The organism is Roseibium marinum (assembly GCF_002906165.1).
Classification (GTDB): Bacteria; Pseudomonadota; Alphaproteobacteria; order Rhizobiales; family Stappiaceae; genus Roseibium; species Roseibium marinum.
In genome coordinates this window covers 345,939-360,491 of record NZ_PPCN01000003.1, presented here as the reverse complement: position 1 = coordinate 360,491, position 14,553 = coordinate 345,939, and the positions used below count along the sequence as shown (strand labels likewise).

The following is a 14,553-nucleotide window of genomic DNA, read 5'->3' as shown; positions in this document are numbered from 1 at the left end:
CACCTCGCCCGTTCAATTCCGGAGACCTGCCATGGGGTATGACATTCCACACGAAAAAGTCGCAGCCACCACATATGACGTCATCATTGTCGGATCGGGGTTTGCCGGCGCGAACATGGCGTATCTGCTCGGCTCGTCTCCTTACAACAAGAAGGTGCTGATCATCGAATCGGGCCAGGGCATCCAGCGCAGCCGCGAAGACTATATGGAGAACTTCTACCTGAACACCTTCAAGTCGCCCTCCTCCCCCTATCCGCCCAACAACAACGCCACCTTTATGGACGTGCCGCCGGAGCAGGTGAACACACCGCGCGCGACGGTCCAGGACCTCGTCAACGGCTGGGCGGTCGATACCGTCGGCAAGTACCAGAACCTGCCGGAAAAGTCCTATCTGACCTACACCGCCAATTCGATGCCGTTCGCAAGCACCTATGAACGGGTCGCGGGCGGCACCGGCAACCACTGGATGGGGACCTGCCTTCGCATGTCGCCGGAGGACCTGAAAATCCAGACGGAATACGGTGTCGGGCGCGACTGGCCGATCGACTACAACGATCTGACGGATTTCTACAATCAGGCCGAGGGGCTGATCGGTGTTTCCGCCGATGTGAGCCAGCAGGACACGGCGGTCGGATCCGAATGGCCCGACGACTCGCAGTTCACTTCAGGTTACGCCTATCCCATGCGGCCGATCACCCCGAGCCATCTCGACGGCATGATCGCCGATGCGGTGACCGGACAGACGCTGACCGACGACAACCCGAACACCGCGCTCGTCTCCCAGACGCCGGCCGGGCGGAATTCCGAACCCTATATGAACCGGCGGGTCTGCCACGGGAACACCAACTGCACGCCGATCTGCCCGATCCAGGCGAAATACGACCCGCAGTTCACGCTCAGCCTGGCGATGGATACGGGCAATGTCGACATGATCTCGCAATCGGTTGTCGACTGGATCGATGTCGACGCGGATGGAAACGTCAACACCATCCATTACATCACCTATGAGTCCAATGCCGTCCCGGCAACATCAGGCGCGACGGGCGATTACACCTTGTCAATCGATGCTTCGACCAGTGTGGTGATCGCCGCCCATGCGATCGAATCGGCTAAAATCCTGCTCAATTCAAGCCGTGTGACCGGCAAGCCGATCGCCAATTCGTCGGGTCTCGTCGGGTGCAACCTGATGGACCACCCGACCTATCTGGCCTGGGGGCTGATGGCGCAGGGCAAACCGGCCTATGGGTATCGTGGCCCGCTTTCCACCTCCGGCATTGAAAACCTGCGGACGGGTGTCTTCCGGTCCACGCGGGCGCCCTGGCGTATAGAGATCGGCAACGAGGCCTGGAACTGGCCAACCGGCGACCCCTACACGTCCGGCATGGATTATCTCTACGGGATCAACAAGGCCGGAACCAATACCGGCCCGGATACGGTGATGGGCAACGCTCAATATCTGACGCGCCTCAACGACATACTGACCCGGCAGTTCCGGGTTGCCTTCCTGGTCGAACAGCCCGCCTCCGCACAGAACCGCATGGTCCTGTCGGAGACCTATACCGACAATCTCGGCATCCCCAGGCCCGAGCTGACTTACGTTCTCGACGATTACACCATGGCGGGATTTAATGAAGCCAGACTGGCGGCAACCAAATTGATTGAAACCCTGCTCGGCGGCACGGAATACACCGCGTTCGACAACACGTCCGCGGCACAGTTCAACTATGGCGGCCTGGACTACAACTATCAGGGAGCGGGCCATATCTGCGGCACACATGTCATGGGAACAAGCCCGGCGGATTCCGTGGTCGATTCCTTCCAGAAGTCCTGGGACCACAACAATCTCTATCTGTGCGGCTGCGGATCGATGCCCTCGATCGGAACGGAAAACCCGACCCTGACCATGCTGGCGCTCGCCTGCCGTTCGGTGACGCAGATCGGGACGGCGTAGGGCTAGGTCACCTAAAATCGATCGGCAAGCCTTCGCGCTCAGGGCCGCAGGATCATGCCCTCTTTTGCGACCAGCATGCCCGGATAGGCTTTCTGGGCGGCAAGGCCGATTTCATCAAGCTCATCGTCCGAGCGGCGCGGGTCGTGATGGAAGAGAACAGGGGTCTTGACGTTTCCGGCTTTGGAGAGCTCTACGGCCTTTTGCCAGGTGGAATGTCCCCACCCCTTGAAGATCCTATATTCCTCGTCCGTGAACATGGCGTCGTAGATCATCACATCCGCATCCCTGACGAATTCCGGCAGGGCGGCATCGATCTCCGGGTCTCCGTGTTCATGGTCGGTAATGATGCAGATCGACTTGCCGTGATAGTCGAAGCGGTAGCCGCAGGCTCCACCGGGATGATTGAGGCGGGTTGTCCTGATCACCAGATCGTCCGTGCGGGGAATGAGTTCGCCCGCGGTGAAGGATTTGAACTCGACCGCTTTCAGGGTTTTGGCCGCGACCGGAAAGATCGGCGGCGACATGATGCGGCTGACGATATCGACCAGACTGGTATCGTCCTGAAAGTGTCCCGCCCAGGCGGTAACCTCGAAATTCGGATCGTAAGCCGGCTTGAAGAAAGGCAGTCCGCAAATGTGATCGAGGTGCGTGTGGGTGAACAGCAGATCGAACGAACGAGGCCTGCATCCACACAGTTCCATGCCGAGATTTCGCGCGCCGGAGCCGCAATCGACAAGTACGAGTGCGTCGCCTGCCCGAATCTCGAAACAGGCGGTTTCTCCTCCGTACCGCAATGTGCTCGACCCGGGTGTCGGGGTCGAGCCCCTGACGCCCCAACAGCGAAGCGAAAATTCATCAGACACGTGTAACTCCCTAACCGCCGGCCGCTCCCCGGCGCGCATCGGCCAGATCACGGGTCGTCCGCTCAAGCCTCAGCGCCAGGGTCCGCATGACTTCCAGCGAAATATCCGGAAATTCTTTCAGCAGTTTCAGAAAATCATCTTTCGAAACCGTTAGAACGTCCATGTTATTCGCGGCAACCAGTGTGGCGGTCCTCGGGACATCGCAAAGAATGGCTATTTCGCCGACAATGGAATTCTCCGAGACCTGGGCGACTTTCTTCTCCCCTTCCGGCGTGTGAACCAGAACATCCGCATCGCCCGCGAGAATGATAAACGCGCAGTCGCCCTCTTCTCCCTGGGAACAAAGGCGTTCGCCCGCCGGATATTCCGTCCTGTCACTGATAAATGCCAGAAGACGCAATTTGGTTTCATCGATACCGTGGAACAGCGGAACCTTGCGCAGGGCTTCTACTTCGGTTTCCAGTGTCATTTTCTTCTCCCGGACAGATCGTACATATCCCGGCCTATTCGCATTTTGGCATCAGACAGGGGTCTGTAGACCCGCCGCGCTCCAGTATTCGCCGCCATATCGCTACCCTTTATCTGAAATACGCCCCTGGTCCAGAACGAACCGCTGATCGAATTCGGCCGCTATATCGGCATTGGACGTCCCGAACAGGAAAGTCTTTCCAGACAATATTTCCTGAAGACCACGGCGCAATGCTTTGTCGTCTTCGGTCGTTCCTGTGGCGATATCATCCAATATGGTGATTTTTGCATTTTTCAGAAGACCTCTGACAAGTGCAATACGCCGCCGCTGGCCCGCCGACAGCCGGGACCCGGACACGCCGACATGATATCCGAAGCCCGCATAGATGATCGGACGCCGCAAGCCGGTCTCTTCCACGATCGTGCGGATAACGTCGTCGATGCGCCGGCGCGCATCCCGCCGGTCGACCCTAGCCCGACCGAAAAGAAGGTTGTCCTCGATCGTCAGCGGCGGCAGATAAACGTCCGGGTCGAAGGCGACGAAGCCCGGATTGTCCTTGACCACGGTGTCCAGGAACGTCTTGCGGGCCGCGATGACCTTATCGCGAAGCTCATCGGTCATGATTCCCAGACGATGGCGGGCAGGCACCAGCTTGAAGGCCAGGCCCCTGAGCCTGGACCTGTCCGCGTCGCTCAGCCCGGGCCGCTGCTGTTCGGATTTGCCGATCCGCACGATCCTCTCGAACTCGGGGATTTCATCCTGGGTGATGAAGGAATAAGCGCCCAGAAGTCCGCTGTCGCCGGAGACGTTCGAAAACAGTTCCAGCATGGTTTCGGCGATCTTCAAGCCGACTTTCTGCAACTTTTCGTCAAGCCCGGTCTCGGTAAGAAAGGCTCTCACCTCCTCCATTTCCGGCACCTGATCCATGGTAATTTCAGGATCGGCCGGAACGGCGAAGAAAAGGTTGTCCGCAAGGTTCGCACTGGCATTGAAGCGATCGGGATGCCAGAGCTCGACGAGGCCTTCCAAAGCGGGTTCATGCACGATGCGGTCCGCGAGATTCTTGCGCACGTTCAGGATCTTGCCGGCGAATGTGTCATCCATCGATGGATCGAACCGCGACTGCAGCCCGAGGCGGTAGATGTCCTTGTCGAGCCCAACGGCTTCCAGAAGCTGCAGCGCCTTCTCGTCGAGCGTATGGATGCTGTCGGCACCCGCCGCTTCCAGATCGTCCCAGACGGCCTCGATATCGTAGAGCGGGTTGCGGGTTTCCTTCGCTTCACTGACCCGCCGTTTATACTCCTTGAGGGCTTCGCCTTCGCGTTCCGGCAGAATCAGCGGCCTGTGGCGCAGACCGTAATAAAGATTGTCGCGGATGGTGCCGGTCCATACATGGACGGCTCCGCCGACATAGGCGATCTCACGTCCAAGCGTCGAATCCGTCAGCTTGTCCAGATCGTGATCTCCAATGCAGATCTTGCCCGACGAAGGCGACACCAGCCCAGCCGCCAGTTGCAGCACTTCCGAGCGGCCGGAGCCGTCGGGCCCGGCAATCGCGCAGGCAGTTCCCGCGGGCACGGTCAAGGATATTTCCATGACCTCCTGGCCGGCGGCGCCTCCCGAGAAACTCACATTGTCGAACTTCAGATCACCGCTCAGCTCGGCCTTCTCATCCCTCGTCAGCCGTTCGATATCGTGAATGTCCGGCGGATCGAAATTCTCGACAACCGTCTGATACTTGACGCTGACATCGGCCGTCATCTGGTAGTAGGACAAAAGTTCCTTCCACGGGCCGGCCAGATCCTTGTAGGCCGCGACCACCGCCAGCAGCGCGCCGATGCTCAAGTTGCCCTCGATCACCAGATAGCCGCCGATCAGATAGAAGAAGAACGGCGTCAGCTGGTTCATGAAGTTGTTCAGGAACTTGATCAGGAATTTCCGGTTGAAGATTTCGTAGCGGATCCTGAAATTCTCATACAGACGTTCGGAAATATCAGCCGAATGCCAGGCGGCCGCGTCGTTGGCGTGGATCTCCGCCACACCGGTAATGCTCTCGCCCACCTTGTCGGCGATCACGCGGATATTGCGGACCCGCTGGCGCGACAGAATGACGACCCGCTTTTGCAGATAAGGAATGACATACCCCTGAATGGGATAGGAGCTGATCGCGGCCAGGCCCAGCAGCGGGTCCTGCATGAAGATAAACCCGATCTGAACCACCAGCATGCCGCCCTGATAGGCGGGAAGCGCGAAGGCTTCACCGATAAAACCGCCGACATCCTCCACTTCCGACGTGATCATCGGAATGATTTCGCCGGAGCTGACTTTGCGAAAATGCGGCAGCTGGAAGCGCAGCACGCGCTGGAAGAGTTCGAAGCGCAGGCGCCGCAGCATGCGCTCGCCCAAACGTCCCTTGAAAACGTTCAGATAGAATTTCAGCCCGTTGGAGACGACCACGAGACCGAGAAAAGCAAAACACAGCAGAAGCAGATATGGCACCTGATCGAAGTCAAGACCCAGTATCGTCCGCGGAAAATTATCCCCCTGAACCGCGTCATTCACGATCAGTTTCGGCAGTTCCAGCAAAACATAGACCACCGGATAGGACAGAACGGTGACCATGAGGATAAAGATCTGTTGCCGGGCGCTATACTTCCAAATAAAGCTAAAAAGGCTTTTTTCCATCAGGTCATCCAAACAGACATGGATCAAATATGTGCAAGCAGATCATATCCGGTATATTAACGATCCCAATTCGATGTGCCAGCCTGGATTAGCATTTGCCACAAGCACTTTGATAGTGTCATTAGACCGTTCCCTGTCGAAAGTTTCGTGTCAAGCCATAACGGGACGTGACAAAGGCCAATCACTTGAGACATAAGGCCTTCGGCCAATCCCTACGAATGCAGGCTGAATCGACATGAATGATTTCGTCCGGACAAGAAGCGCAAGAAGGCAGGGTACCTTGCGGATTCCGAAACATTACCGCATCCCCGCCGGGCGATACCTCCCCTCCGTCAAAGCGCGGAAACCATCGTGGCCCGCGAGCTCATTGCGCCTGAGCGAAAAGAGCCCGCATGGCGCTCCGGTTCAGACGGCGCGTCGTCGTTTGTTGCACCTTTTCGACCTGTCTAATAAGTATGTGGCTTGGGGAAGCTTTACAATTCCAGGGGCAGTATGAGTTCCAAGACGCCGAAGATCCTGATCTACAGCCACGATTCCTTCGGACTTGGCCATCTCCGGCGATGCCGCGCGATTGCTCATTCCCTTGTCGGGGATTTCGATACGCTGTCCGTGCTGATCCTTTCAGGCTCGCCGATCATCGGCAGTTTCGAGTTCCGGTCCCGCGTCGATTTCGTCCGCATTCCCGGCGTCATCAAGCTGCGCAACGGCGAATACACGCCGCTTTCCCTGCATATCAACATCGATCAGACGCTGGCGATCCGCTCGTCGATTATCGAACACACGGCAAAAGTCTTCGAGCCCGACATCTTCATCGTCGACAAGGAGCCGCTTGGCCTGCGCGGCGAGGTGCTGCGCACGCTCGAGGCGCTCAAGGAGACCGACACGCGGCTGGTGCTCGGTCTGCGCGACGTGATGGACGACCCCGCGGTTCTCAAGGAAGAATGGGACCGCAAGAACGTCTACCCCGCGCTCAAGGATCTTTACGACGATATCTGGATCTACGGGCCGCAAGACATTTGCAATCCACTGGAAGGCATAAGCCTGCCCGACAACGTCGCGGACAAGCTGCGCTACACAGGTTACCTGCGGCGCGACCTGCCGAATGCGGTCAAGAACGACCCGCCGCCGACGCCTTTCGGAGAAGAGCCCTATGTTCTGGTCACCCCCGGTGGAGGGGGCGACGGCGTTGAAATGGTGGACTGGGTGATGCGCGCCTATGAAACCCGGCAAAGACCGCTGTTTCCGGCTCTGATCGTGCTCGGTCCGTTCATGCCGGCGGCCGCGACGGCCCAGTTCAGCGAGCGGGCGGAACATTTGCGCGACGTCGAGATCATCCGCTTCACGCCGCAGATCGAACCGTACCTCGCCCATGCCACAGCGATTGTCGGCATGGGGGGCTACAATACCTTCTGCGAGATCCTGTCCTTCGACAAGCCGACGCTGATGGTGCCCCGCGTGATCCCGCGCAGGGAACAGGCTATCCGCGCCGAACGGGCCGAAAAAAGCGGCCTGCTCAAGGTCCTGCCGATCGATCGCTACCCGGAACCGGATCTGATGGCGACGGCATTGTCGGAACTGCCCGGAATGGCAGCCCCCTCCTCCGCCGGCGTCGACAATCTTCTCGGCGGGCTTGAGGTCATCACCACCCGTGTGGGCGAGATTTTCGAAGAACAGTTGGCCGTTGACGGCCGCAAACTGGTTAATTTCTAACCGGCGGCACCAGCCGCTTCACACTCCCGCGTCAAGAGCCCATCGATGTCCCGTATCGCCGTTGTGGTCAAAGGCTACCCGCGCCTGTCCGAGACCTTCATTGCCCAGGAGATCCTCGGCCTGGAACGGCGGGGCATCGGCATTCTGATCGTCGCCCTGCGCAAGCCCTACGACCCTTTCATTCACGAGTTGCACCGGCAGATTTCCGCCGAGGTAATGTATCTGCCGGAATATGTGAAGGACGATCCGGCCCGTGTCGCGCGGGCCCGGCGCTGGGCCGAAAGACAGCCGACCTATGAAGCCGCCAGGACGCTGTTCGATGCGGACCTTGCCCGTCAGCCCAACGCGGACCGCCGCCGCCGCTGGGCGCAGGGCTGCGTTTTCGCTCACGAACTTCCGGACGACATTTCCTGGATCTATACCCATTACCTGCACACACCCTGCTCGGCCGCCCGTTATGCGGCCCATCTTTCCGGGCGCGGCTGGTCCTTTTCCGCGCATGCGAAGGATATCTGGACCAGTCCGGAATGGGATCTGAAAACGAAGATCAACGATGCGGCCTGGGGCGTCACCTGCACGCGCGTCAACGTCGAACATCTGAACAGCCTGTCGGACGACCCGGAAAAGGTCGAGCTGCTTTATCATGGCCTTGATTTTTCGGGCTTTCCGCTTCCCGCCCAAACGCCGTCCCGCCGGGACGGCACGGGGGAGCCGGTCCGGCTCGTTTCCGTCGGCCGGGCGGTGGAAAAGAAAGGCTATGACGATCTTCTCGCAGCGCTCGCCCGTCTGCCGGGCGAACTCAACTGGCACTTCACCCATATCGGCGGTGGTGAACTGTCGGATATCCTGAAAGCCGAAGCCGACAGACTGGGCCTGTCTGAAAACATCTCATGGCGCGGCGCGCAGCCGCGCGAGGAAGTGATATCCACCTGCCAGGGGGCCGATCTCTTCGTCCTGCCGTCCAAACTGGCAAAATCAGGTGACCGGGACGGGCTGCCCAACGTCCTGATGGAAGCCCAGTCCATGGGCCTTTGCTGTCTGTCGACACGCGTATCGGCCATTCCGGAACTCATCAGGGACGGTGAGACCGGCGTGCTTGTGGCCCCCGGTGCGCCGGGGGAACTTGCGGCGGCCATGGAGGGCCTCATCCGCGACCCGGCGCGCCGCAACGCGCTCGGCCTTGCGGCCTCCCGGCTGGTCCGTGAGGATTTTGCCACCGATCCCGGGCTTGACCGTCTGGCGGAAAAATTCCGTAAGGTGCTCTGAGGTGCCGTTTTAACACGTTAAGCTCCAACAAGGATCCTCATGAAGATCGCCTTTACCGCTCCGATGAAACCGCTGGACCATCCCGTGCCCTCCGGGGACCGGACGATGGGACGCCTGATGGTCAAGGCGCTGGAGGCGGCCGGGCATGAGGTCACCGTCGCCAGCACTTTCCGCTCCTGGCGCAAGGACGGGAGCGACGACATTCAGGGAGCCGTGAAGGCGGACGCCCTGCGGGACGCGGAGCGGATCGCCGGCGACTGGCAACGGACCGGCTACAGGCCGGACCTGTTTCTGACCTATCACCTCTATCACAAGGCGCCGGACTGGATCGGCCCTGCCCTGGCCGACCGGTTCGGCCTGCCCTATGCGATTGTCGAGGCAAGCCGCGCCCCGAAGCGCAAAAAAGGCGACTGGGCCTTCGGTTTCGCCGCCGCCGATGCCGCGCTGCGGCGGGCCGACGCGGTTGCGGCGATCCACAACGCGGACGCGCAGTGCCTGAGCGCGGCCGTTCCGGACGATCGTCTGGAGGTGCTTCTGCCGTTTCTGGATACGGCTCCTTACCGGCGTGCCTCCGAGGTCGCCAAGCCGCTGGCGGCACTCCCCTTGAAGCTGCTGGCTGTCGGCATGATGCGCGAAGGTGACAAGACCAGATCCTACGAAGTTCTGGCCGAGGCGCTGGCGCAATTGCGGGACAGGTCCTGGCAATTGACGATCATCGGCGACGGGCCCAACAGCGATCATGTTCTGAAGCTGTTCCCGCCGGAAAAGGTCGCCTGGCTGGGCGCTCTGCCCGAGGACCGGATTGCCGTCCACTACGCCCGCCATGACCTGCTCGTCTGGCCCGCCATCCGCGAGGCCTACGGTCTTGTCCTTCTGGAAGCCCAGGCCGCGGGTATCGGCATTGTCGCCGGGAACACGTTCGGCGTGCCCGATATCGTCATCGACGGAGAAACCAGCCTCCTGTCGGCGGAAGGCGATGCGGACGGCTTCGCGGCCAATCTGGAGCGGGTGCTTGACGACCCCTCCCTGGCCGACCGCCTGGGGCATGCCGCCAGCCGGCATATCGAGAGCCGCCATTCGCTTGAGGCCGGTGCCGCGCGGCTCGATGCCTTTGTCCGCAAGGCCGTGCAAACCTACGAAGCGCGCGCGGAGACTGCCGTTCCATGAGCTTCAAGGCCTTCATCCATGTGCAGCATCTCCTGGGCACCGGCCATGTGGTCCGGGCGGCAAGCATCGGCAAGGCGCTTGCCGCCAGAGGCGTCGAGGTGACGCTCGCCAGCGGCAACAGGATCCCGCCCACGCTGGATACGGGGCCACTTGCAATCGTCGAGCTTCCGGCCTGCAAGAGCCCGGACGCGGCCTTCAAGCGTCTTGTTACTTTGGACAATGAAGTTATTGACGCAACTTGGAAATCCGCCCGCGTTAAAGCATCGATTCAAGCGTTCGAAGCAAAGGACTTCGATCTGCTGCTGACGGAGACCTACCCCTTCGGCCGCCGCCAGCTGGATTTCGAGCTGACACCCCTTCTGGAAAGCGCCAGGGCCCGTGCGAGGCCGCCGCATATCTCCACCTCCATCCGCGACATTCTCGTGCGCAAGAAGGAACTGTGGAAAGAGGCCTGGATGGCGGATCAGGCGCTCAAATACTACGACCGCATCCTGATCCATTCCGATCCGGATTTCATTCAGCTCGCCGATAGTTTTCCCTTCGCGGACCGGGTCGCGCCTCTCGTGCGCTACACCGGCTATGTCGGCGGCGGCGCCCGCCCCGCTGTGGAGGGAAGCGATGGCGAGGATGAGGTGATCATCTCCTGCGGCGGAGGCGCGGTCGCCGAAGGATTGCTGTCGGCCGCCCTGGACGCCCGTCCGCTGTCAAGACGCGCGGAGGACACACCCTGGCGGGTCCTGATCGGTCACGATGTGTCGCCGGACGCCTTTGCGATCTATCAACGAAGCGCCGGCGAAGGCGTGATCGTGCAGCGTGCCCGCGGGGATTTTCCCGAGCTGCTGAAACGCGCGCGGCTTTCTGTGAGCCAGGCCGGCTACAATACCGTGCTCGATATCCTGATTGCCGGTGTTCCGGCAGTGTTCGTGCCGTTTGCCCAGGCCAACGAGACGGAACAGAGCCAGCGGGCGCAGGCGCTGGCAAGCCATGGCCGCGCTATCGTCGTGCCGGAAGCGGGCCTCACCCCGGAGAGGCTGGCGGCCGCCATCGACGACGCGCTCGCCCTGCCTCGCAGCCACCACCGGGTGATGCTTGGCGGGGCGGAAAAGAGCGCCGATATCCTTCTGGAAGATCTGGAGGCCCGCAAGGGATGACGATTGAACTGGAACGCTTCAGGGACGAGCTGACCGCCCATCTGGACTGGTTCGCGGACCGAAACCGCAAGGTCCGCTTCTGGTGGCGGGACGACGATGCGGTTGAGCCGACCCCGGCGCTTGAGCGCATGCTCGGCCTTGCCAGCCGGCACGGTGTCGATATCGCCCTTGCGGTCATCCCGAAGGACGCCACCCAAGCGCTGGCCGACCGGCTTTGCAACGAGCCGCATGCCCATGTTCTGCAGCACGGCTGGCAGCACAGGAACTTTCAGCGCAAGGACCTCGGTGAAAAGGCCGCCGAACTCGGTTCGCGCCGCGATCCACAGGAGCTGATGGAACAGTTGAAAGATGGCAAGGCGCGGCTGGGAGCCCTGTTCGGCGACAAGTTCATTCCCGCCATGGTTCCGCCGTGGAACTGGATCGATGCGGAAATCTCCCGCCGTCTGCCGGAGATCGGCCTGCCGGGTCTTTCCACCTTCACCTGGCACAATTTTCCGCGTGCCCATCAGGTCCAGTCGCATGTCGACATTCTGAAATGGAAAAAGAACGTGCGTTTCATCGGTTGGGAAAGCGCCCGCCTGCGCTTCGACCTGCAGCTCACCCGCCGCCGCAACACGGGGCCTGAGCCGCTGGGGCTGCTGACGCATCATCTCGCCCATGACGAGGGCTGTTTTGAATTCCTGGAAGAGTTTCTGGCCATCGCCGCGCATCATGAAGGGGCGGACTGGCCGGGAGTGAGAGGGTTGTTTGCCGGTCTGGCCTGATCGCATATCGCAGCTATTTACGGGGAGTTGGGAGCATAATGAAAGATACACTCTATCTCCTCGCGCCGGGTTTCGAGGATCCGGCATATCCCGGCAAGTCTTTCTACTGCTGGCATTGCGCCCTGCTGGAAGGGGTGCTCGCCTCCTTCCCTGGCCTTGCCGCCGGGATCGAAGTCCGGCGGATCTCCTGGCCGAGACCGCGTCGCGAAATCGCCGACCTTCTTGGCGAGGAAAACCAGTCCCTGCCGGTCCTTGTCTTGGCCGAGGGCGGGTTCATCGATGACAAGGACGGTATCCTGGAGGCCCTGAGCACGCGCCACGGCTTTCCCCACCCGCATCCGTGAGCCGCCGCGCATAAATGACCCCCGTCATTCCTGACAAGTGCACCCAAGGTGCACGCAAATCCGGAATCCAGATGTCGGCGTGAGCGCAGCGAACTCAATTCTTTCAACAAGCCGCGCTTTCAGCGCGAAATATGTCTGGATTCCGGATCTGCGTTCGGCTCGGCCTCACTGGTCCGGAATGACGTCGAGGTCAGAACGACGCCAAAGAAACAAACATCCCCGCATCACGCGTTATTCCGCCGCCTCGACCTGATGCCGCAAAACCCTGCAATAATCCTTCCTCAGCAGCGCCAGCTTGGGATCGATATAGGTCTTGCAGAAAGGCCGCTCCGGGCCGTTCAGGTAGTAATTGCGGAAACGCTCGTCGGAGGACTTGAAGGCCGTCAGGGTCAGGACCTTCGTCGCCAGCGGGGCGTCGAAGCCGCGTTGCAGGGCGCGCAGCACACGACCGACTTTCACGCCGGTTCCAGCGTCATAGACATAGACCGCGCTGCGGTACTTGCCGCGCATCTTGTGGTGAGAGGTGCTGGAATGGGTGCGCAGGTGGATCTCGATCAGCACCTCGAGAGGCAGCGCCGCCGGATCGAAGGTGACGATGACGGCTTCCGACCAGCTGTCTTCAGGCGGATCGGAGCTGATGAAGCCCTGTTCCACCCTGGAAATGCCCGCAACTGCCTGAAAGACGGCTTCGGTGCACCAATGGCACCCGCCGCCCAGCCCGATTTTCACCATTGCCTCCGAGGTCATTCTTCTTCTCTTGCAAGTGTGCCGGTGTCCGCGCCGATTGCAAAATGCCTTGGCGGAGATTCCCCCAGAGCAAATTTTCCGATTGCGGCCACACGCCCCTTGGCGCTGTCTCCATGTCATTCTAGGATCAACTACAGGATCGCCAATGGAGTTCCCATGTCACACGATCACGACCATTCAGACCTTTCCGATATCGAGCTGCGGGTCAGGGCACTGGAGACGCTGCTCACCGAGAAGGGCTATATCGATCCGCCCGCTCTGGAGGCGCTGATCGAGACCTACGAGACGAAGATCGGCCCGAAGAACGGCGCGACGGTCGTCGCCAGGACCTGGGTGGACCCGGAGTACCGGGACAGGCTGCTGGAGGATGCCACGGCGGCGATTGCCGAGTTCGGCTTCACCGGGCGCCAGGGCGAACATATGGTGGCGGTCGAGAACACCGACGAAACCCACAACATGGTCGTCTGCACGCTGTGCTCCTGCTACCCGTGGTCCGTGCTTGGCCTTCCGCCGGTGTGGTACAAATCCGCGCCCTACCGGTCGCGCGCCGTGAGCGATCCGCGCGGGGTTCTGGAGGAATTCGGCGTCCGTCTGCCGCAAGGCAAGCATATCCGGGTGTGGGACTCGACCGCGGAGGTCCGCTATCTGGTCATCCCGCAAAGGCCGCTTGGAACCGACGGCTGGAGCGAAGACGGCCTTGCCGCGCTTGTCACCCGCGACAGCATGATCGGCACGGGTCTGGCGATAGATCCGCTGCACAAGGAGCCGACCGCATGAACGGTGCCCAGGATCTTGGCGGCCAGATGGGCTTCGGGCCGATCGAAACGGAAAAGGACGAGCTGAATTTCCACGCCGGATGGGAAGAACGCGCCTTTGCCATCACCCTTGCCATGGGCGCGACGGGCACATGGACACTCGATGCCTCGCGCCATGCCCGCGAAGCGCTGCATCCGGCCGACTATCTGTCCTCAAGCTATTACGAGATCTGGACCAAAGGCCTGGAGAGGCTGGTGGTTACCCACGGCCTGGCGACCGACGAGGAGTTGAAGCAGGCAAAGGTCCTGGTGCCGGCCAAACCCATCAAGCGGGTGCTGAAGGTGGAAGACGTTGCAGATGTACTGGCGAAAGGTGCGCCGGTTGACCGGCCCAGGCAGCAGGCGGCCAGATACCGGGTGGGCGACAGGGTGCACACCAAGCGCATGCATCCGGTAACGCATACCCGTCTGCCCCGCTATGCCCGCGACGTTGCCGGGCGGATCGAAGTCATCCACGGCGTCCATGTCTTTCCCGACGCCAACGCCCACGACAAGGGCGAACAGCCCGCCTGGCTCTACGGCATCGCCTTCAAGGGCACCGATATCTGGGGACCGGACAGCGACCCGAACCTGAGCTTGCGCCTCGATCTCTGGGAGCCTTATCTTGACCTTGCCTAAGGA

General features: G+C 60.8%; 13 protein-coding genes. 9 read left to right on the top strand and 4 right to left on the bottom strand.

The window, feature by feature from the left end; all coding sequences use genetic code 11:
* Nucleotides 1–31: 31 nt before the first annotated feature.
* Complete coding sequence (locus CLV41_RS10710) at nt 32–1,951, top strand: GMC oxidoreductase (RefSeq protein ID WP_103222305.1); 1,920 nt, start codon at nt 32–34, stop codon at nt 1,949–1,951.
* A 38-nt stretch (nt 1,952–1,989) separates the two neighbouring features.
* On the opposite strand, the gene CLV41_RS10705 is transcribed toward CLV41_RS10710, so the two are convergent.
* From CLV41_RS10705 to CLV41_RS10695, 3 genes are all read right to left on the bottom strand, one after another.
* Nucleotides 1,990–2,814 carry an MBL fold metallo-hydrolase gene (locus tag CLV41_RS10705; protein ID WP_235867106.1) on the bottom strand — a complete coding sequence of 275 codons (825 nt, stop codon included), beginning with the start codon at nt 2,812–2,814 and terminating at the stop codon, nt 1,990–1,992.
* Nucleotides 2,815–2,824: 10 nt separating this feature from the next.
* Nucleotides 2,825–3,283, bottom strand: a complete 459-nt coding sequence (locus CLV41_RS10700; protein WP_068419492.1) for a cyclic nucleotide-binding domain-containing protein — start codon at nt 3,281–3,283, stop codon at nt 2,825–2,827.
* Between the two features lie 102 nt (nt 3,284–3,385).
* Nucleotides 3,386–5,905 (bottom strand): ATP-binding cassette domain-containing protein, encoded by a 2,520-nt coding sequence (locus CLV41_RS10695; RefSeq protein WP_208987430.1) that lies wholly within the window; start codon nt 5,903–5,905, stop codon nt 3,386–3,388.
* 555 nt (nt 5,906–6,460) lie between these two features.
* Between CLV41_RS10695 and CLV41_RS10690 the strand changes: the two genes are divergently transcribed.
* Genes CLV41_RS10690 through CLV41_RS10665 form a run of 6 tightly spaced genes read left to right on the top strand, consistent with a single transcriptional unit; the run spans nt 6,461 to nt 12,370 of the window.
* A complete protein-coding gene (locus CLV41_RS10690; RefSeq protein ID WP_103222303.1) occupies nt 6,461–7,678 on the top strand; it encodes a glycosyltransferase family protein in 1,218 nt (405 codons plus the stop codon).
* 45 nt (nt 7,679–7,723) lie between these two features.
* Entirely contained in the window at nt 7,724–8,944 is a 1,221-nt protein-coding gene (locus CLV41_RS10685) for a glycosyltransferase family 4 protein (RefSeq protein ID WP_103222302.1), read from the top strand.
* A 39-nt stretch (nt 8,945–8,983) separates the two neighbouring features.
* The gene (locus CLV41_RS10680) at nt 8,984–10,111 is read left to right on the top strand and encodes a glycosyltransferase family 4 protein (RefSeq protein WP_103222301.1); all 1,128 of its coding nucleotides are present in this window, start codon (nt 8,984–8,986) and stop codon (nt 10,109–10,111) included.
* Entirely contained in the window at nt 10,108–11,262 is a 1,155-nt protein-coding gene (locus CLV41_RS10675) for a glycosyltransferase family protein (protein WP_103222300.1), read from the top strand. Before CLV41_RS10680 ends, CLV41_RS10675 begins: the two co-directional genes overlap by 4 nt.
* The gene (locus tag CLV41_RS10670) at nt 11,259–12,026 is read left to right on the top strand and encodes a polysaccharide deacetylase family protein (protein ID WP_103222299.1); all 768 of its coding nucleotides are present in this window, start codon (nt 11,259–11,261) and stop codon (nt 12,024–12,026) included. Before CLV41_RS10675 ends, CLV41_RS10670 begins: the two co-directional genes overlap by 4 nt.
* Before the next feature lie 35 nt (nt 12,027–12,061).
* A complete protein-coding gene (locus CLV41_RS10665) occupies nt 12,062–12,370 on the top strand; it encodes a DUF3088 domain-containing protein (RefSeq protein ID WP_103222298.1) in 309 nt (102 codons plus the stop codon).
* A 231-nt stretch (nt 12,371–12,601) separates the two neighbouring features.
* On the opposite strand, the gene CLV41_RS10660 is transcribed toward CLV41_RS10665, so the two are convergent.
* On the bottom strand, nt 12,602–13,117 hold the full coding sequence (locus CLV41_RS10660) for a peptide-methionine (S)-S-oxide reductase (RefSeq protein ID WP_103222297.1): 516 nt from the start codon (nt 13,115–13,117) through the stop codon (nt 12,602–12,604).
* A 156-nt stretch (nt 13,118–13,273) separates the two neighbouring features.
* On the opposite strand from CLV41_RS10660, the gene nthA reads away from it, so the two are divergent.
* Together nthA and nthB are read left to right on the top strand one after the other, a co-directional pair.
* A complete protein-coding gene (gene nthA / locus CLV41_RS10655) occupies nt 13,274–13,894 on the top strand; it encodes a nitrile hydratase subunit alpha (RefSeq protein WP_103222296.1) in 621 nt (206 codons plus the stop codon).
* Complete coding sequence (gene nthB / locus CLV41_RS10650; RefSeq protein WP_103222295.1) at nt 13,891–14,550, top strand: nitrile hydratase subunit beta; 660 nt, start codon at nt 13,891–13,893, stop codon at nt 14,548–14,550. Before nthA ends, nthB begins: the two co-directional genes overlap by 4 nt.
* The last annotated feature ends 3 nt before the right edge of the window (nt 14,551–14,553 follow it).